This window comes from Sphingobacterium puteale (genome assembly GCF_003627955.1).
Lineage (GTDB): Bacteria > Bacteroidota > Bacteroidia > Sphingobacteriales > Sphingobacteriaceae > Sphingobacterium > Sphingobacterium puteale.
This window is the reverse complement of sequence record NZ_RBWS01000024.1, coordinates 19849-39722: the sequence shown is the minus strand read 5'-3', so window position 1 is coordinate 39722 and position 19874 is coordinate 19849. Positions and strand designations below refer to the sequence as shown.

Below are 19874 nucleotides of genomic sequence, written 5' to 3'. Positions count from 1 at the left end.
TATGCCATGGACTGGGAATAGCCATTCAGGGTCCAACTTAAATAGCCATGGTTCCTTAGGAATTCATGTTTTTTATGAAAGGCATTAATTTACCAAACCTTTATAAAAAATTAACATTAGGCCCGTTAATTTTGGAGCAGCATGGAACATATCAAATCCATTAAATCCGATAATCAGAAAAGTTTCAATCTAGTTTATGAACAATATCATACACAGATTTATGGTTTTGTGCTCAAGCGGACACAATCGGAATACATCGCCCAAGAGGTTACACAGCTTACATTCATTAGGTTATGGAATCAGAGAGCGAAGCTGGACGAGCAACGTGTTATTCTGGTTCAGCTTTTTGGAATGGCAAGACAGGTAATGATAGACTTATTACGTAAAGAAGCGGCCAGATTTAAATATGAAGGCCAGACTGCTGTTACCCCATTTACAGATAGTCTGATAAACTCCGTTGAAAGTAAGGATCTGCTCCGTATCATGGAGATGGATATCCAGAATATGCCCAATATGCGTCGAAAAGTTTTTGAACTCAGCCGTAAAGAAGGGCTTTCACACAAAGAAATCGCCGCCCGCTTTTCCATTTCCACCAAAACAGTGGAACAACATATCAGCAAAGCACTTTTGCAGCTTAAACAGCACCTCTATACGATTATGTTATAAGTCCTTAATATTAAGAAAACCTTACCTGTATTAAATAATTGTTAAGAAGTAAGGGATAGGGCTTTGGCCTGCGTAATAGGTATATGAAGCAGGATAAAAAGCAGGATAACATCCGAAAGAAGATATGGAAAATGCCGTTCTTAATAAACGGTCTTTTCAAGGACGAAGATTGGGCGCAATTCGATGGAGCAAAGTCCGATAAACAGATTCCCGGGGATAAAATGCTGTCATTCATCCAGAAAGAAATTCTGGCAGCGGAGCAGCGGAAAGAGCGGAAGATCATTCGTAAACATAGGGTCGTTCGTATGTTGCGTTATACAGCGGCAGCAGCGGTTCTTGTGTTTTTTTCCTTTCATTTTATCAGCCAGTGGACCAAAGAGGAACCTGCTCTATCCAATAAAGGGGGCGCTGTGGCGCAACAGCCAGCTGCAGACAAAGATACCAGTTGGACGCTAATTGAAAATAAGAATCCACAAAGCATGCTGCTGGACTTACCTGACGGGTCCCGTGTGCGGTTATTTTCTCGAAGTCATATTCGGTACACGAAAGAATTTACAGGCAAGAGCAGAGATATACAGCTGGTCGGTAAAGCTTACTTTGATGTCGCTTCTGATCCCGGGCGCCCATTTTCTGTGTTTGCCGCCGGGACTAAAACCACAGCGCTCGGTACTTCCTTTACGATCAATACTTCTATGCAGAATAAAGCCGTGACCGTAGCCCTACATACAGGCAAGGTGCTTATATCCTCTGTCTCTAACCGTTTCAGGGAGGTATTTCTGAATGGCCCCGGACAGAGACTGTCTGTGAACAGACGGGGGCTTACAACCGTGGAGATACCGCGTAAAAAGCGTATCGCAAAAGAACCTGATCTGTCAGCAACCGAGCTGTTAAACCTGAAAAATATCCCCATGCCTATCGTGCTCCAGGGGCTAGAGAATGCTTTTGGACATAAGATCCATATCGCCGATCACCTGATTTCCGAGATTCATTATACAGGAGAGATCGATATACACAAAGAGAAATTGAAGGATATCCTGACAACAATCTGCCTGATCAATGAATTGCGCTATGTCACAAATCCCGATGGAAGTTATACCCTTTATAAACAGGAAAAAACGAAAACCGAAAATTTAAACAACTAACAGATATGCTCAAAAAAACTAATCCACAAAAAAAGAACCTGCTTGTTCTTGCGCTGCTTTCTGCTGGACTGGGTCATGTACATGCCCAGCAGGATCAAGTGAAGGGAGCTGTACAGAATGAAAGAGGTGAATTTCTTCCGGGTGTAAGCGTGAAGGCTATCCAGGTAAATGGAGGCCAAAGCGTGACGACAAGTACAAATAGCCAAGGCTTATTCCATTTTCAGAACTTAGTCGAACGGGGTGGGTATCAATTTGTGTTTTCCGCCGTCGGGTTTCAGGCGGACACCTTATCGGGTTTCGTTATTGAGGCCAGAAAGCCATTGTCGCTCAGTGTAAAACTGCAGCAAAGTTCGGTTAAACTGGATGAAGTTGTCATCGGCTATGGCCGTGTGTCCCGAAAAGACGTAACCAGTTCGATCAGCACCATCAAAGCTGAAGACGCCAATGTTGGTGTATTTACTTCGCCAGCGCAGATGCTTCAGGGCAAAGTGGCGGGTTTAACGATTTCGACAAACAATAGTAATCCCAATGCAACGCCTTCCATCAGCCTCAGAGGAGCTTCAACATTGCGTAGTGGTGAAGCGATGGAACCTTATTATGTTATTGATGGTGTCCCCGGGGCGTCTCTGGCTTTGATAGCGCCGGACGATATCGCCTCCATCGATGTGCTACGGGATGCTTCAGCTACAGCAATTTATGGATCCAAAGCAGCTAATGGCGTTATCATTGTTACCACCAAACGTGGAAAGTCAGGTCAGACAAACATCAGTTACAATGGTTACCTGGCGATAGACAAGGTGGCCAAACATTACGAGATGATGAATGCAGCGCAATATCGCTCGTATGTTAAAGACAATGGTTTTTCCATGGAGCCCACGGATGATCTAGGGGCCGATACCGACTGGCAGCGTGAAGTGGAACGAATAGGAGTGTCTAATAACCATAATATTTCAATCCTGGGTGGAACCGAAAAAACTCAATATAGCATCAGCCTTAATACGATCAAAAATAACGGTGTCATTAAGGGAACGGATATGGGGCGGCAGATCGCCCGGGCTTTTTTGCAAACCAAAGCGCTTAACGACCGGTTGACTGCTTCCTTTAATATCAATGCGAGTATCACCAAACAGAACGATGTACTCGCCCTGGATCAAGGACTCAGTGTGTATGATGGCATGTACTACTATCTGCCGGTATCTCCTGTCAAAAAAGCCGATGGCTCCTGGTTTGAAAAACCTGACCGCTCACAATATGCCAATCCGGTATCGCTGATCGAGGAAAATACAAATTTTTCCAAAACCAAAGTACTGCAAGCGCATGCCAAATTGGGCTATGAAATATTGCCGGGACTGAAGTATAACATTGATCTTTCCCTGCAAAACAGGCAATTCAACAATGCGCAGTACAACTCCATGTTTTCAATGGCTGCACGCGGACAAAATGGCAAGTCTATCCGTGCTGCGGTAGAAGACGAACGCAAAGTGATGGAAATGAACCTGAACAATGAAAAAACATTTGCCGGTCAACATAAAGTGTCGGCTCTGGCGGGCTACTCCTGGGAAGAGAATAACAACAACGATGGCTTCCAACTGACGACGTCCGATTACTACAATGATGATTTAAGTTACTATAATCCGGGAATGGCGAATGTGGTCGATCTGCTGGGCTTTGGAAATTATTATCTTTCGACTTTGCGCATGATCTCGGTCTACGGACGGATAAATTACGCCTATAACAGCAAATATCTATTCCAGGCCACAGTACGGCGCGATGGTTCATCAGCTTTTGGTACCAATAACCGTTGGGCCACCTTTCCTTCGGTATCTGCCGCATGGCGGCTTTCTGAGGAATCCTTTATTCGTGAAATGGGGATTTTTGATGACTTAAAGTTGCGTGCGGGATATGGTGTAAGTGGGAATTCGCTCGGCTTTGATGCCTTTACCGCACAAAGTGTCCAAGGGGCATCTTCGAAGTTCTTTGATTATGTGAATGCGCAAGGCTTGATAAGTCCATTGCGGACATTGCAGGTACTGCGAAATAGCAATCCGGATCTAAAATGGGAAACTACCAGCATGATCAATCTCGGACTGGATTTTGGATTCGTCAATAATCGCCTCACGGGATCATTGGAACTGTACAAGAAGAAAACAAATGATCTGATCTACGATTATCAGGTAAGCCAGTCGAAATACATCTTTCCGATACTGACAGCCAATGTGGGCGAAATTGAAAACCGAGGGATTGAGCTTACACTAAATGCAAAAGCTATTGATAAAGAGCAGTTCAAATGGAATACTGGACTGGTACTGTCGCATAACAGTAATAAGGTCGTGAGCATTGCCAATCAGCAGTTCACTCAGGATTATATTGAGCTTTCGGATCTAGGTGGGGCCGGTCAAAGTAATTTTTTTCAGCAGCGTTTGACGCCGGGTGCGCCCATCGGGCAATTCTATACCTGGGAATGGGCTGGCTATAACGATAATGGTGTGTCTGTATTCTATGCGCGGGATGAAAAGACCGGTGAACGTACCGGCGAGACCACGATCACCCCGCAAAAGAAAGATCAGACCGTAACGGGAAGTCCGCAGCCGAAATTGACGCTGGGCTGGAACAATAGCCTATCCTATAAAAGCTTTTCTTTAACGGGCATGTTTCAGGGAACCTTTGGTCAGAAGATCTTGAATGCTACGCGTGCACGCCATTCGAATGTCGTCGGAAATGCAGGCCAAAAAAATCTGCTCGCCAGTGTACTGGAGACTGAACGGATGACGGACATCAATGCGCATTACCTGTCAGATCGCTATCTGGAGAATGGAAGTTTTCTACGTTTGGCCTACGTCACGCTAGCGTATAACCTACCGGTCAAAAATATACCTGTGAAAAATCTTAAGGTCTATGCCACAATGAACAATGTGTTTGTACTGACAAAATACAAAGGGATCGATCCGGAGGTGGGGCTGGGCGGATTGACACCCGGGATCGATAACCGGCAGACCTACCCCCGTACGCGCACTTTTATGTTTGGCCTAAATTTTAATCTTTAAGACATTGATCAATGGAAGGTCCCCTTTCGAAAGATTTTTACAAGATCGAAGGAGACTGGGGATGGATCGAATCATTAAATGGATAACAGAGCATAGCAGGCTCATCAAATAATATTTAGATATGAAATCAGAATTTTTTATTCGTTTATTCACACTATCGGCTTTTGCCTTTTCAATAGCTTCTTGCACCGATCTGGATGTTGATATAAAATCACAGCATACGGAGTTCCCCAACACCGAGCGTGCCGCCGAAGCGATTTTGGCCGATGTATACGCGGCCTACCGCGGAGCACTGGGCCGTGACCACTGGATGATTCAGACGCTTTCTGCAGATGAGGCCGTCAGTGTCGCTATCGGTACGGATTATTACGATGGTGGGCGATACCGTGAATTTCACCTGCACAACTGGACCGCAGACAATGGTTTGCTGCCCAGTATGTGGAATTCGGCTTCGACCGGCATCACCCTAGCCAATAATGCGATTACGCTGTTCGGTGCCGACAAAGCCGAATTTACTGCCCCCGCACGCGCCATTCGTGCATATTATTATTTTATACTGATGGATAACTTTGGTGCAGTACCCTTGATTACCGGGCCCATCGACGCTGTACCTGAGCGTTCCAGCCGGGCTGACGTCTGCCGCTTTATTGAGTCTGAATTGTTGGCCGTAAAAGATCTCCTGCCGACAACGGTGTCCATTGCAACATACGGAAAAGCAACAAAATATATGGCTGAAGCGCTGTTGGCAAAATTGTACCTCAACTGGAACGTCTACACGACGGCGGATGTAGCCAGCTATTCGCCCGCTACCCCGAATCAGAAACTAAATGATGTTGTTGCCCTATGCGACGAGATCATTGCTTCTGGTCAGTTTAACCTCACGAGTCATAAGTTTATGGCCAAATTTCGCCCTGACAATGGGTATCAGATCAAAGATTTTATTTTCGCCGTGCCCTTTGACCGGGAAAAACAGCAAGGGATGACCTATGCACGTTTTTGGATCCACCGCAGTGGGCAGAATCAGTTCGCCCAATTGCCGCAAAGTGTAGGGGGTACTTTTCGTGTGTTACCATCTTACCTGGACAAATTTAATTTGGAAGGAGACGAACGCAACGCATCGTATATCGGTGGCAAGCAATATTATTGGTCTAACTACGCTGAAGATAAAAGCCGTCCTTTCCTGATCAAAACTTCTAAACGTGGTATAGATCAGGATTATAAAGGTGCCGATGCTGACGTGCAATTTGACTGGCAAATGGAAACCTCGCGGGATATTGTCTTGCGTCCCGATGGTGCTGCTACATTAAATGCCGGCAATGACCAAAAAGGGCGGTCCATGGGATATCGCTCCATAAAATTCTATATGGATGTAGCCGTGACATCAGCCAATCAGCGCAATCAGAGCAACGACGTACCTGTATTTCGCTATGCTGATATTCTGTTGATGAAAGCCGAAGCGATACTTCGCGGTGCAACCCCCACTAATGGTCAGACGCCACAATCTTTGGTCAATCAGGTCCGCGCCTATGTCAATGCACCAGCGCTGACGGTCGCGCCGGGGCTACAGGATATTCTGGACGAACGCGCACGGGAATTTGCGGATGAATCCTGGCGTAGGAATGACCTGATCCGTTACGGTAAGTTTGAAGATAACTGGGGTTTCCGCTCACTTTACCCAGCTGGAATGAGTGAGAAATTCCGTCGTATATTTCCGGTACCGACTACCGTATTGAACGTAAACACACATTGGAAGCAGAATCCTGGCTATTAAATTGATCTATGAAACGCAGAACTTTTATGAAAAATTCCCTCGGCACGGCGCTAGCAGCTGGCCTGGGGGGAATTTCGCTAAGCAGCTTCGGACTGGCAGAGCCGACGCAGCTTGAAAGCGAGGATATACAGCAATTATTCAAACCAAAAGATGACTATGATCTTCATTTTATAGCTGTCGGGGATTGGGGACGCAATGGCGCTGATCACCAGCTCGCTGTAGCACAGCAAATGGGGAAATGGGCCGATCTGCATGCCAATGATTTTATCATCTCTACAGGTGATAACTTTTATCCTTCGGGGGTAGTCAGTGAGCATGATCCCTTATGGCATTATTCGTTTGAGAATATTTATACGGCATTTTCATTGCAATGGGATTGGTATCCGATCCTGGGTAACCATGATTACAAATCCGATCCGGATGCACAGGTCCGCTATAGTGGTATCAGCAGACGCTGGAAGATGCCCGCACGCTACTATAGCAGGATATTTAAGCTCAGGGATGATAAAAAGGTATTAATGGCATTTATTGATACGAATCCGATGATCCCCGAATTTTATACCAACAGTGAATATGGACCTCATGTGGCAGGACAGCAGCCCGAAAAGCAGCTGGAATGGTTAGATCAGCTGTTGGAAAACTCGGATGCCCATTGGAAAATTGTTGTTGGTCATCATCCATTATATACGGCCGGACCACGTACCGATAATTACGATACACTTGCCGTGCGAAAGGTATTGGAAACGATGTTTGAAAAACGGGGGGTAGATATTTACCTCTCTGGGCATGAACATTCACTACAGCATCTAAAAGTGGAAGGAAAGAAGTTTCATCAGTTTATCTCGGGTGCAGGATCGGAGATAACCCCGGTCAAAAATAATCTTCCTTACAGCCGTTTCGCGAGGGATCAGTATGGATTTTTCTACTTTTCGATAAATGCAGAAGGGCTGAAATGCCAGATTATCGACTACCAGGGCCACGAGATATATCAATTTAGCCTGCCCAAATCGTAGCGAATCTAATACAGGAAGCCGTGAACGGATAAAATCAGTATCGGTAGCAAATGAAGAATAGTGAAAAAGACAGAAAATTTTTAAAACCTTTTGCACTGACGACGGGATTTCGATACCGTAGGCAGTTGATTTAATTGTATTTTTTATAGGCTAGGGATTGATTCCCTAGCCTATTTTATTTTAGTTTTTAAATAGATCTTGCGGTACTGCAAAAGTCAACATTTGTTCATAGTTTCAGGAAGTGAAAAATTGCAATTTTTAAAAATAAAATGCCTGAAGCTATTTTACCAATTGTTTTTTTGATATCCCTCATCATCTTAGATACTCCTAATGCTTCACTCTTTTTCCTTGTTCACAAACAACACGAATCTTAAAACGAGTACGACGAATGTTAAATGACTACCCATTTCAGGGATGAATATTTTTATATTTAAAAAATTCATTATTTATTTCTTTTATGGAAAAACACCTCTTACTCGTACTAGTTATGCTAGTAAATACACTAGCGATGGCGCAGAATGCTGCCGCTGAGAAACATTTGCACAAAGCATTTGAAGCGATAAAAAACCGCGATGCTAAGGCTTTCAAAACATTGTGGCCCGATCAAAAAACATTTTCCGAAATCATTATCAGCAGTGGTGATTTTGATGCCCATACGTCTGACCTAGTCGAGGTGTATAACGAAAGCAGATATTATAAAATGATGGGAAAAATATTGGAAGATTTTTGTGAGGTTAAGAATGGGGAAATCAACATAACTGTAGGTGGAAAACCAGGAAGTGCCACCTCGGGTAAGATATGAGTTGACGGAAGCGGCCAAAGAATTGATTCCGATCTGAGCTCAACTTAGCCAGTGGGGAAACAAACACCGGAAACTGCTCATGAGCACGAAGTGAGTGAATAAAAGTAGGAGCTGTGTATGTCTGCCTCTGGATAGAGGCAGACAAGATTATTAGCCTTTGTAAGGTTTTTTAGCGGCTTCTATCAATTCTTTCATTTCCAATTTGATATAGTCCACATTGGACGTGGATCCAGTAAGAAAGTATCGGATATTTCCTTCCTTATCAATAATAAATTTGGCTGGGATACCATTGACACCATATTGAGCTGCCATGACTTTTCCTGTCTGCGGATCTTTTTGATCGTCGTACAGCACCTCGAATGGATAATTGTTTTTTGTAATAAAGGATACAACATTTTCTTTGTAGTTCTTATCCCGCTCCCAGGTATTCATAAACAGGAATTGAACATCCTTATCATTCGCATAGGATTCTTGGGCAGCTTTCATTCCAGGAAATGAGCGTACACAAGGCTGACACCAGGTCGCCCAGAAATCCAATACTACAACTTTTCCTTTTAGGCTGGCGAGGGATACTTTTTCACCCTTTAGATTGAGGAGCTCGAAATTGGGGGCCGGTCTAAAGGTCGCCATCTCTTTGATATGGTCGCGGATGTTTTGCGTTAACTCCGCTTTCAGGGAAGCATTGAACTGCTCATAACCCTGGACTGATCCGTTTAATTCGGTATATAATCTTTTAAGATCATTTTCGACAGCAAACTGTCCTTTGGCATATAATTTTGTTAAAATATTATAGGCCTCAAGCTTTCTGCCTGTTCCCATCAGCGATTTATAGTATACCATGGCTAATCCATCGGCTTGCTCGGGCGCCGCTTTCAGCGCATTTTCGATATATTCGAGAGCTTCAGCATATTTTTTCTGCGCAACAAGAATATTTACATAAGCAGACATCGAGCTGGCATAACCCATCGATGCAAAGCGGGCTTTATTGTCCTTTTGCTCTTCTGGCAGCGTGAGGTAATAATAACTGTCATCCATTGCAGTCTTCAAAAGTGGCGCGGCAGTCGTTGTATCGCTTGCCTTTAGAAGGATCTGACCAACTGGAATATAGCCATTTCCACGCCAGAACCGCTCTTTCATTTCGCCCAAGTAATGAACAGCCTTTGGGGCATTTCCATCATTGGCAAAACTCTGCGCCAAATTGGCCAGAACGTAATCATAGGTCAGGGGTTCTTCACTGAAGTTTTTGACCGGCCATTTTTTGATCAGTTCACTATAGGCCTTTTCTTTCTCCGTTGACGTGCCTGCATTGTAGAAGACATCCGTGATAAAGACATCGCGCGTTATTGCGCCTTTTGGGTATTTTTTTTTCGCGATATTTTCAACGGTAACCATTTCGTTTTCTTTGTCCAGCGAACGGAGGATATTGATGGTCGTACGATAGTCCGCTTCCGTTTTGTAACCTTTTACTTCTGCAAGTAATGCTTTTGCCAAAGAATCTTTTTGTGCCAATGTACCTTTTTCAATAATGGGAAGGTATTGTTCGTATCTATTCGCCGTTTGTTGTTGCGCATAACCTGCCGTTGCTGCCAGCAGGAGTGCTAGTGTTAAAGCTTTTACTTTCATGGTTCTTTGTTTTATTTTTCAACATTCTGTTTAATGGACCCGTTGCCCGGATTCTCGGTTGCTCCCAATGGAAAAGGCATAATCCAGAGGTGTGATGTCGGGCTCAGTTGGACCGTCTTGCCATCAATCGTTTTGCTCAGTGTTGTCGCAAAAGCAGATTCTTTGTTGAGGCGTTTGTAATCGGCAAACGGGGTAATGGAATGAATCAATTCATTCTGTTTAAGCCGCTGTATTTTTTTAATGGCATCTGTGGCATTTTGTGCGGTTAGGTCGCTATAATTTGCTGCAAGGATCCTTGTCTTGCGCACCTTGTTGACGAGATCCATTGCTTTTTGGATATTTCCCTGCCGTGCCTGGCATTCAGCAGCAATCAGATAGACTTCGACAGTCGTCAGTCCTTGGGTATTATAGAATCCGTCCATCGTACTGGTGTAATAGGTGTTGGGTACGATTGTGCGCAACTTCCAGCGCGAAGCGAATTTACTGTCTCCTTTTTCAAAACCAGCTGCACGTTCTACTTGTAGGGCTAACTCAGCGGATGTATAGTTTGGCGATTGACCATGTCTGAAATAGTAATTCTCAACATAGGTAAAATCCATCGGCGTTTTCTTCAAGGTATAATTGTTAGGGTCTTCGATCTGTGATTTATTGGCATTATAGTAGGCTGTCCAGTCGTATAGTTTATCGTTGTATCCCAGTGCTTTTTCGCTATTTTCCAATGCATCCGGATAGTTGTCCATCTGCAGGTAGATCCGTGCCAGTAAAGCATAAGCCGCTCCTTTGCCTGGATGAAGGATAGTTAGTCCTGTGGTAGGCAGGTTCGGGAGTGCATCTTTGATATCCTTAATCATATAGTCGTAGATTTCGGCAATCGTAACCTGTTTTGAAGGTGCGCCAATATCCGCACTTTCAATCAGTGGAACTGATAGCAATTGGCCCGCCGTTTTACTGTCATAACCTGCGGCATAATAATTTGCTAAGGTATAATAACTGATGGCCCGCAGTATTCTGGCAGTAGCCATCAGTTCATCCCGTTGTTGGGCTGTGGCCTCAGTCATCGTCGGCGCGTGCTCTAGAATGAGATTGCAGACAGAGATGCTCGAATAGGCATAATAAAAGGTGCTTTCATCGGCATTGTTGTAGATTTTGCGGTCCTCCTGTTCCTTCCAGTTATAGTTTATATCCCATAATTTATAATAGTTAAGATTGGAAGGGGAAACAAATCGATCATTGGGCAAAATAATAGCCTGGGGGATAGGAACCTGATGAACAGTTGCTTCATCGCGCAACAGCGCTTCAAAATCCGCATAGGTCTGGGGGATTTTCTTGCCTTTGGGTAATATGTCCAAATATTTATTGCAGGAAGCGAAAAACAGAACCGGTATGATCGCAAGTAGGTATGGTATCTTTTTCATAAGAATTTTAAATTAAAAGGTGAGGTAAGCGCCAAAAACATAATTCGGGGCACGATAGCCTTCCAGCATAAATTTTGCATTGCTGGATTTGGTAAACATGGCTACATTTTCAGCGTTGAACTGTAACCTTGCCTGTGCCAGGCGCATCTTTTTTATCCAGTCAGCCGGAAGCCGGTAGGCGAGACTGATATTACGGATGCGCACGTTGCGTGCATCCAGCACATTGATGTCTGCATATTGATAGACGGTTCCACTTGCTGAGTTGTATAGATTTGTTTCTTCTGGAAATACCAGACGCGGAACATCGGTATGCAGTTCATCGCCTTCCTGTTGCCAACGGTTACGGATGTCTTTGTTCATCGGAGCAAGGGTCGTGAATGTCAGATAATTACCTGCACCCATATACGGTAGATCCTTATTTCTGATCTTATGACCGCCTTCATAAGTAAGCATCATTGAAAAATCAAAGTTTTTGTAAGAGAGGCTATTTGTCCAGGAAAGGGTATGCGTAGGCACTTTTGTTCCGGCGTATACAATCGATTCTAACGTCGTCGGCGTTTGCGTGGTTTTGTTCCCGTTTTCGTCATATACCTGTGGTATGCCCTGCTGATCGAGTCCAGCCCATTTGTAGGCGTAAATCGCCTGGTATGGATTTCCTATGCGGGGATAAGCATCGGGGTAATCCAATTGTAAGAAATAGACTGGGGCTTTGACATTGACATAAGTAACTTTGTTTTTGTTATAGGCATATAGGACACTGCTGTTCCAACTAAAATCATTTTTCTGGAGGATATTAGCGTTCAACGTTAATTCCAGACCATGATTGGTCATCTGACCATTATTGATGACATAGGTGGAATAGCCAAAGCCTTCGACGGGTACCCCCATCGTGGAAGCGAAGAGGTCTTTCCCCTGTTTTCTATAGTAATCCAAGCTTCCCGAAATACGGTTTCTGAACAAACCGAAATCCAATCCAATATTCGTGGTGGTCGTCTTTTCCCACGAAAGCGACGGATTGGGGCGGTCCGATACCGTACCTTGTGTTCCCCCGACGTGAGAATTGGTATTGTAATACGCTGTCATAAAAGGAGCGATATTCTGCAGTATATTCCCACCGATACCGTACGAAGTGCGTAGCTTAAGCTGATTTAACCAGTCCAGCTGCACGAAATTTTCCTCATGCAGGTTCCATCCCGCACCTATCGACCAGATCGGTTTGTCCTGATATTTTGAGCTTGTTCCCCATAGGTTTGACCGGTCCCAGCGCAGACTTCCTGTGAGAAGATATTTTTTCGAATAGGCATAGCCGACATTCCCATAAAAGGAAACAAAACGATTGGTGAATTCGTATTGACTGGCATTGTCATTGAGCTGATTGAAAGAACCCACCTTACCTATAGCCGGGTCCAGCATGGTGTAGGTAAGCGCATCGGGATCGAAATTGTAGAGATTTTGAATCTGCGAACGCATCCTGTTGTTCCTGAGCTCGCTTCCCAATATGGCATTCAGGCTGTGTTTTTCGCCGAAGTCCTTGTCAATATTGATCTGTTGCCTGAAATTGAATGCATTATTCTTGAGATCTGTTGTTTTATAAATATTGCCATTGGGCATCATTAGTGTCGCTTTTCCATCCGCAATTAACGCGAATTGATTGACACGTGATCGTGTATAATAGGAGTTTTTCCCGTAGAGAAGTTCGACTTTTTTATTGCTGATTTCATATTGAAAAGAGGCCGAATAGCTGAGCCAGTCTGCAATCTTTGCATTCAATTTGAGGAAACTTCGGTTGGAGAAGCCACTGGACTGTTCAATATTGTTTTTTAGCTCGTCCAATGGCGTGATGTCCAGCGTATTTAGACCGTACTGTTTGATACTGTTAATTTTGTCCAGGCTCATATAATCGGCCATGTGAGCCGTATAATTACTACCGTCGTCATTTTTTAACTTATTGTAAGGCAGAAAAGAAATGCCCGGTTTCAGTATATCATAGGTTTGCTTGTCATTATCCATATAGTTGAGAAAAGTACTCATCTCGACTTCCAGCCATTTGTTGATCTGGGTGATATTCCGGAGATTGATGCCCAGATTCTGGTTTTTACTGAAGCGGTCTTCCAGCAGATCCTTTTTATAGGTCGTCGAAAAGTAGAATTTACTTTTTTCCGTAGCGTTGGAAAGGTTCAGGTTGTACTGTTGTGAAAAAGGATTCCGTTTGGCATATTTCGCGACATCGTCATAATAACGATAGCCTTGTCGGGAGAGACGGTCCAGCTCAGCATTCATTTCGGATTCATTGATCTCACCAGCATATTTTTTAAGGATGGTGCGGATACCAAGACTCTGGTAAGACATATCGTTTAACGTTTTTTTTGCCTGCTCGGCTGTCATTGTTTTTAAAATAGGATTTTTCTCCGCCCATTCCCGCTCAATGCCGATCATGTCTGCGGATGATGCCAGACGATCGGTGTTAAAATAATAGGGGGTATGCGTTAGTGTGGCCGAAACATTGATTTCGGTTCCTTTACTTTTTCCTTTTTTGGTGACAATAACCACAACCCCATTGGCTGCCCGGGCACCATAAATGGAGGCTGCGGCCGCATCTTTTAAGACAGTAATGGACGCGATATCTTCCAGATTGAGATCCGGAAGATTCTCGACTATACGGCCATTGACATCCATTGTAGAATTATCTACCGGGAAACCATCGATCACGTACAAGGGAGATGTAGCTCCTCTCATAGAAGTTGTTCCGCGAAGTAGGCCGTCGTGGTAACCCGCAATGCGGCCTTCCAGCAAGCTTTCCAGGTTGTTAAGCCGCTGCTGCTGCAGGCTATTTTTCGGTAGACTCGAAAATGCTCCTGTAGCACGTTCTTTGGCAATGGTCTGATAGCCTGTATTGATGGTCACATCAACTTCCGAAAGACTGGTATTGCTTGGCTTGAGTACGATCGTAGCAGATTCTTCATTGGCATTAATTTCTAGAGGCTCATAACCTAAGTAGGAAACGCTCAGTATGGCGCTACGAGTAGGAGAGGTCAATTCAAACTGTCCGTTTTGATCAGACTTTGTGGAGATCGTTGTGTTCTTGATCGTGACGGTAGCACCACTTAATACTGTACCCTCAGCATTGGAAATTTTGCCGTGCAATGTGTACTGTTGGCTGGGTACTGAGGGCGCTGTGGAAGTGGACCTTCCGGTAGGTGCATTTTTTAATAAAATGGTGTTTTTGACAATCTTGTACTGGATGTTGTTGGCTGTAAATGTCGCATCCAGAGCCTCCTTGAGCGAGACATCGTTGAGGCGCAGTTTAACTTTTGGAATCGTTAACTGTGTCTCGTCATAGACAAAATGATAGGCCGATTGTTTTTCAATCTGTTTCATGACTGCGAGTGCTGATTCGTTATTGGCCTGGATGTTAATCTGGCCAAAACTGTAGGAACTGCACAGTACCGAAAAGCCATAGAGCAGCACGGCCCTGGCTTTTTTGTTGAGCCTGGACGAATAGGTTTGTTTCATATAGGTGTTGGGTTAAGTTATCTGTTTATGCTATTGTTTTTTGAGGGTTAAATACACTTTATTGTTTTTCATGTGGCCTTGGATGTCAAAATAAGAAAGGATCTGCATGACATCGTCAAGATTTACGTTTCTAGGGATTTCTCCTGTGATCAGGCGATTTTCGGCTGCGGCTTGGTCAACGACAAAATCAATATTATACCAGCGTTCCAATTCACGGACAATATTTTTTATCGAGCTCCGTTTGAAGCTGAAAAGTCCATTTTTCCAGGCAGTAATACCGCTTATATCCGTATTTGCCTTTTGTAGATTTGCCTGTGCTAAAGTTTGTTGTCCAGGCTGTAAGATCAGTGTTTGCTGTGCTTTATTATTACGGGTGACTTTTACCTTTCCATGGACCAATGTGGTGATCGGAGTCAGGTTGTCATCGTAACTCTGGATATTAAATCCTGTACCTAGTACTTGAATTTCATCGTTTCCAACGGTCACTTTAAATGGTTTTTTCGCATTGTGTGCAACTTCAAAATAAGCTTCACCTTTTAAAATGACAGATCGTTCATTAGTAACAAATTTAGCGGGGTAACTGATGGTTGATCCGGCATTGAGCCAGACTTTGGTGCCATCTTCGAGCTGAACCTGAAATTGTCCACCACGGGGTGTTTCCAACGTGATCATTCGATTGCCCACCGCTGTGCCGAGATCTATATTGCCTGTATTCAGCTGCACGACGCCATTCTTATTGATCAGTTTGTCCTGTTGACCTAATGCGATGACTTCGCCATTGGGCAGGCGAAGTGTTGCCTGGTCATGTCCCGGTTTTATGGCGGCAAACTGTTCAGTAGCCTGTTGGGGTTCTTTTTCGGTAAGTTGCTGCTGCGTATACTGGTATAGTCCAAATGCTGAGCTGAGTGTGAGGACTGCTGCTGCTGCATATTTCCATACTGCAATACGTTTTGTTTTTTGTGGAAATAAATTCCTGTCCATCGCATCAAGCTGCTCCTGGATAAACTGATCTTCCAGCTCCGTGGACGTACGCTTTGCTTTGTGCAGATAGAAGCTATGAATGATCCGCAGTTCTTCAGGCGATGCGGTTCCCGCTTTATATTTTCGGAATAGTTCCTGTATTGTTTCTTTCTCCATTCTTTAGGCCGATAGCCATAAGAAGGCTATCTAATAGTAATGACGGTCGAACAGGGAAAAGGGAGTATAAAAAAAATAAAAAAAAATAATCAGAAAAAAAAGAAGGAACCAAATTTTGTCCGCAATATGCGTAGGGCGTTATGAACCTGTTTTTTAATTGTTTTTTCGGAGGTGGATAATAGCGCACTAATTTCTTTATAACTATGGCCCTGCTCGCGATTGAGTTCATAAACTTCCCTGGTACGGGGTGACAGTTTGCTCTTTTCGTGTTCGATCATCGCAGCAAGTTCTTTTTCCAGCAGGAAGTCGTCCGTATAACTGATACCCTCCTCGACAAAAGATAAGATATCCACCCGATATTTTTCTACCACCTCCTGATGGCTAAAATAGTCCAGTATTTTATTGCGGATAGATTTGATCAAATATGGTTCGAGTGATTGGCTGATTTCTATAGTTGCTCTTTTATTCCAGAGGACGAGAAAAACATCCTGAACGATATCCTGGCTTAGCTCGCTGTCTTGGGTCATTCGGTAAGCATGGCGAAACAGGAGTTCTTTATAACGATCGAACAATTCCCTGTAGGCTAACTCATCGTTGGCCTTTACAAGTTGGAAGAGCGTATCTTCTTTTAAATTGTGGTAATCGTACTGCACCGGGTTGTTGAGTTGATACTAGTTTGTAGAGCTAATTTAGGACATTGTTTTCAAAAATAAAAAACGAAAGTTCTATAGCCTATCATCCGATTTCGTTTTTACTTCATTTTTGCCTTATTATGGACCCAATACGGTGATGGTCTCATCCGCCTACAGGAGGGATGAGACCGTAAGCGAGTATCATTTTGTTTTTCTAAGGATTAGCGTGCTAGTAGAAGGGGACAATTCATATTGATTGAATTTATCCTTCTTTTGGGGACCTTCAATTTCATAGCCACTCGCTGGATTGATATTCAGCAATACATGTGGCACCAGAGCTGATTGATTAAGTTTCAAGATCACACTTTTATCTTTTTTATTGTATGTTAGTGTTTCGATTTCTCCGGCATCAGTGGTCAACCACAGATTTTCTTTTGCTAAGAAAATGCGGCTTTTGGAAGCTGTTTTTATGGCTACTTCGATGTGATCTTTATCTTCTTTAAGATTGCCACTAAATGCCAGCCAGCCAAATTCTGGATGTTCTATGATATAGGTGCCTGAATTGACAGCATAGCCATAAAACCCAGTGCCGTAATCGCCCGAAATACCATCGTTAGCCAATGTCGAAGGATAGGAGTGGAATGCTGCGGGACCAAAGCCATCTGCAGTGACATTGGCCAGTGCGCCCATCATACCGGCATGCCCCACGCGAAGAAGATAGAAATCATCCGGATGGTCACGGTACTCGGTCAATACAGGGATTGCATTTAAAGCCGAACCATAATGATGTAGCTGACGCTCGATCCGGGATAATTTCCCACCATAGACAAAATCCCAGTAACGACGGGCACTACCGTTGTATCCCCAATGTGGCACGGTAGGCATATAGGCTAAGATCGCATTTAAGGTAACCCGGGTTTTGTCGTCGAAACCAAAGTATCGGGACCATAAATAGACTTCTTCCTGTCCGGTTGAATCCCAGGGCATTTCACTGCCGAAAGGATAAGCAAGGCTTTTCCAGTGTTCGGCACGTTTGCGCATCACATCTTCCAATTGATTAGCTTGATCTGTGAAACCTTCACGACGCAGATCCTGGAGGACAAGCAAAAATATACTGCCTTCCATCTGTCCGAACTGTGCGTAATAAGGCGCTTTTTCAATCATGGCCATACTAGTTTGAAAAGCACGGTCTAAATAGGTATCCCAGCTTTCTTCTTGTACCAGATTGCGGTAATTGCGAGCGAGTCGATACATGACCCAATGTGCCGCCGCAACATGGGGATAGTTGTAGGAGCGTCCGATGTTATCAGCTTCTTTTTTAGGCCATGCCGACCAGGTCTTCCAGTTGATATCTGTTCGGTAAGTGCCTGCTGGCATAGTATCCGGTTCGTAGTAAAACAAGCTCTTGACCACCCCATATTTTTGACTGCCTTCCCTGTGCTGGATATGACCATACATCGTTTCATTGACAAAACGTTTTAATTTGCTGATCTCAGCAGGATTGGGTTGCAAGACCTGTTTCATGATAGCTGCCAGCCAACTTGCTGCTCCGGCTTCATCGCTCAGACCGGCATACCAGGCGCGCTGTTCTTGGGTAACGAGTTTTTTTTCTTCGTAATCATAGGTGATAACAGATGGTGACCGTCCAAAAAGGTCTTTGTCATTTTCGTACCACTGGGTGGTCGTTAAGAAATTGCCAAGATCATTGACGACATCTTTTTCGGACTTAATGACTTTATATTGAATAGTTTGTTCGGTGCCATCCTGATAGGTAATGGTCAGGCGTGCACGTCCCCATTGTTGACCTTTGACCTCATAGTGATGCCATTGCTGTGGTGTGTCTTTTAGCTTGCGAATGCTTAGAGCGCCCTCCGGATAGACAGCAATGTTTTTAATGGCTCTGTTATGCTTGATAAACAATTTGACAGGATTATCTAATGGAACGACATAGCCGGGAGCTCCGATGGCCACAGGTCTGTTATTTTTTAGCAGTGTATTTTCAATTTCTTTGATACTTGGAGCTAGTACAAACTTGAGGGCAAATGTTTTTGATTCATTGGGTTTTAATAGGGTTGAAGTTGGTGTGTTCCATTGTTCTACGCCTTTCCATGCTGTTTCGGCAAGTGCTTTACTGTGGATCATCCACTCATGGAAACCTTCGAACGTAATACTTCTGGGCGTAGGGTCATCAAGTAAGGGGCTGTAAGCTTCAAATCCGGCATTGCCGTAAGGGAGCACCAATAAGCTCGGGCCATTTCCATGCAGATGGTTCACTTGGAGATAACCTGCATCTTTGCCGATATAGGGATCGAAGAATACATTTTGTGCATGTGCTTGATTCAGGTTTTTCCAATCCATATTGTTGTTGAATGGAAGGGGTATTCCCAATGATCCGATTTCAATAGCCTGACCGGTAGGATTTGTTAGCTGAAATTTTAAGATCAGATCGCCCCCCACATTCTCCCAGCTGCGCTTGACTTTTAGGGGAATGTCGCCTAATGTCGGAGTGATGTCAGCGGCAGCTAAGATCGTTTTGGAAGGGGGTAATTCGATTACCCTCTTGCGGTCTTTGGCTGAAGAATAATACGACCAATGCGTTTCTCCCTGACGTTTAAGACTGACGTTTATGTCGCCGATATGAAAGAAATTGTTGCGGTCCCGCTTCGCTAACATTTCCACAGGCGTATAGTCGAAAGCAGCATCACCATGTACCTGTTGAAAAGCTGATAAAGTCTGTGAGTGATTGAGCACCTTTATTTTGAGCTGCGCTAAAGCAAAGCTTTTAGATCCTTGATCGATACCCAAAGTTGCAGGTTGGCTTTTAGTAGCTTTCCATACGGGATGCTCCTCCTGTTGGCTAAATGCGGAATTGGTCGGTAGGATATAGAGTAAGGTAATGAGGATATAGTAATTATTCTTTAGATTCATTTTGTTAGGTTTATAAATTTATTATTCTTTACGGATCAGAGCGTGAACTAGTACAAAGTTGATCGATTAGGATCTTTTTTAATTGCCAGATTTTAACCTAATACATTACGTTTTTGATATTTCTACCGGACGAGTTGTTTTGTAAACTACTAAATACTAAATTTAGTGTATAATTGACGTTTATTAAA

General features: G+C 43.9%; 12 protein-coding genes. 6 read left to right on the top strand and 6 right to left on the bottom strand.

From position 1 onward, the window contains the following. The first annotated feature begins 141 nt into the window (after positions 1-141). The 6 genes from D7322_RS24425 (at position 142) to D7322_RS24400 (ending at position 8438) form a co-directional block, all read left to right on the top strand. Positions 142-666, top strand: a complete 525-nt coding sequence (locus D7322_RS24425) for an RNA polymerase sigma factor (protein WP_121126811.1) — start codon at positions 142-144, stop codon at positions 664-666. Between the two features lie 83 nt (positions 667-749). Next, the gene (locus D7322_RS24420) at positions 750-1808 is read left to right on the top strand and encodes a FecR family protein (RefSeq protein WP_121126810.1); all 1059 of its coding nucleotides are present in this window, start codon (positions 750-752) and stop codon (positions 1806-1808) included. Between the two features lie 5 nt (positions 1809-1813). Next, positions 1814-4852, top strand: a complete 3039-nt coding sequence (locus D7322_RS24415) for a SusC/RagA family TonB-linked outer membrane protein (RefSeq protein WP_121126809.1) — start codon at positions 1814-1816, stop codon at positions 4850-4852. Between the two features lie 121 nt (positions 4853-4973). Continuing rightward, complete coding sequence (locus D7322_RS24410) at positions 4974-6623, top strand: RagB/SusD family nutrient uptake outer membrane protein (protein WP_121126808.1); 1650 nt, start codon at positions 4974-4976, stop codon at positions 6621-6623. A 26-nt stretch (positions 6624-6649) separates the two neighbouring features. Continuing rightward, positions 6650-7636 (top strand): metallophosphoesterase, encoded by a 987-nt coding sequence (locus D7322_RS24405; protein ID WP_245971452.1) that lies wholly within the window; start codon positions 6650-6652, stop codon positions 7634-7636. A gap of 487 nt (positions 7637-8123) precedes the next feature. Continuing rightward, entirely contained in the window at positions 8124-8438 is a 315-nt protein-coding gene (locus tag D7322_RS24400; RefSeq protein ID WP_147430540.1) for a hypothetical protein, read from the top strand. Between the two features lie 150 nt (positions 8439-8588). On the opposite strand, the gene D7322_RS24390 is transcribed toward D7322_RS24400, so the two are convergent. The 6 genes from D7322_RS24390 to D7322_RS24365 form a co-directional block, all read right to left on the bottom strand. Then, a complete protein-coding gene (locus D7322_RS24390) occupies positions 8589-10061 on the bottom strand; it encodes a TlpA disulfide reductase family protein (RefSeq protein ID WP_121126805.1) in 1473 nt (490 codons plus the stop codon). An 11-nt stretch (positions 10062-10072) separates the two neighbouring features. After that, positions 10073-11476 carry a RagB/SusD family nutrient uptake outer membrane protein gene (locus tag D7322_RS24385; protein ID WP_121126804.1) on the bottom strand — a complete coding sequence of 468 codons (1404 nt, stop codon included), beginning with the start codon at positions 11474-11476 and terminating at the stop codon, positions 10073-10075. Positions 11477-11488: 12 nt separating this feature from the next. Beyond that, entirely contained in the window at positions 11489-14989 is a 3501-nt protein-coding gene (locus D7322_RS24380; protein WP_121126803.1) for a SusC/RagA family TonB-linked outer membrane protein, read from the bottom strand. 30 nt (positions 14990-15019) lie between these two features. Further along, on the bottom strand, positions 15020-16126 hold the full coding sequence (locus D7322_RS24375) for a FecR family protein (RefSeq protein WP_121126802.1): 1107 nt from the start codon (positions 16124-16126) through the stop codon (positions 15020-15022). An 89-nt stretch (positions 16127-16215) separates the two neighbouring features. Continuing rightward, entirely contained in the window at positions 16216-16779 is a 564-nt protein-coding gene (locus D7322_RS24370; protein ID WP_121126801.1) for an RNA polymerase sigma-70 factor, read from the bottom strand. 180 nt (positions 16780-16959) lie between these two features. After that, entirely contained in the window at positions 16960-19686 is a 2727-nt protein-coding gene (locus D7322_RS24365) for a DUF5695 domain-containing protein (RefSeq protein WP_121126800.1), read from the bottom strand. Between the last annotated feature and the right edge of the window lie 188 nt (positions 19687-19874).

Bases quoted from the DNA above. Each gene is read 5' to 3' on its own strand.
- D7322_RS24405 (WP_245971452.1), top strand. From the start codon at position 6,650: ATGAAAAATTCCCTCGGCACGGCGCTAGCAGCTGGCCTGGGGGGAATT.
- D7322_RS24415 (WP_121126809.1), top strand. From the start codon at position 1,814: ATGCTCAAAAAAACTAATCCACAAAAAAAGAACCTGCTTGTTCTTGCG.
- D7322_RS24420 (WP_121126810.1), top strand. From the start codon at position 750: ATGAAGCAGGATAAAAAGCAGGATAACATCCGAAAGAAGATATGGAAA.
- D7322_RS24385 (WP_121126804.1), bottom strand. From the start codon at position 11,476: ATGAAAAAGATACCATACCTACTTGCGATCATACCGGTTCTGTTTTTC.
- D7322_RS24425 (WP_121126811.1), top strand. From the start codon at position 142: ATGGAACATATCAAATCCATTAAATCCGATAATCAGAAAAGTTTCAAT.
- D7322_RS24410 (WP_121126808.1), top strand. From the start codon at position 4,974: ATGAAATCAGAATTTTTTATTCGTTTATTCACACTATCGGCTTTTGCC.
- D7322_RS24380 (WP_121126803.1), bottom strand. From the start codon at position 14,989: ATGAAACAAACCTATTCGTCCAGGCTCAACAAAAAAGCCAGGGCCGTG.
- D7322_RS24390 (WP_121126805.1), bottom strand. From the start codon at position 10,061: ATGAAAGTAAAAGCTTTAACACTAGCACTCCTGCTGGCAGCAACGGCA.
- D7322_RS24365 (WP_121126800.1), bottom strand. From the start codon at position 19,686: ATGAATCTAAAGAATAATTACTATATCCTCATTACCTTACTCTATATC.
- D7322_RS24375 (WP_121126802.1), bottom strand. From the start codon at position 16,126: ATGGAGAAAGAAACAATACAGGAACTATTCCGAAAATATAAAGCGGGA.
- D7322_RS24400 (WP_147430540.1), top strand. From the start codon at position 8,124: ATGCTAGTAAATACACTAGCGATGGCGCAGAATGCTGCCGCTGAGAAA.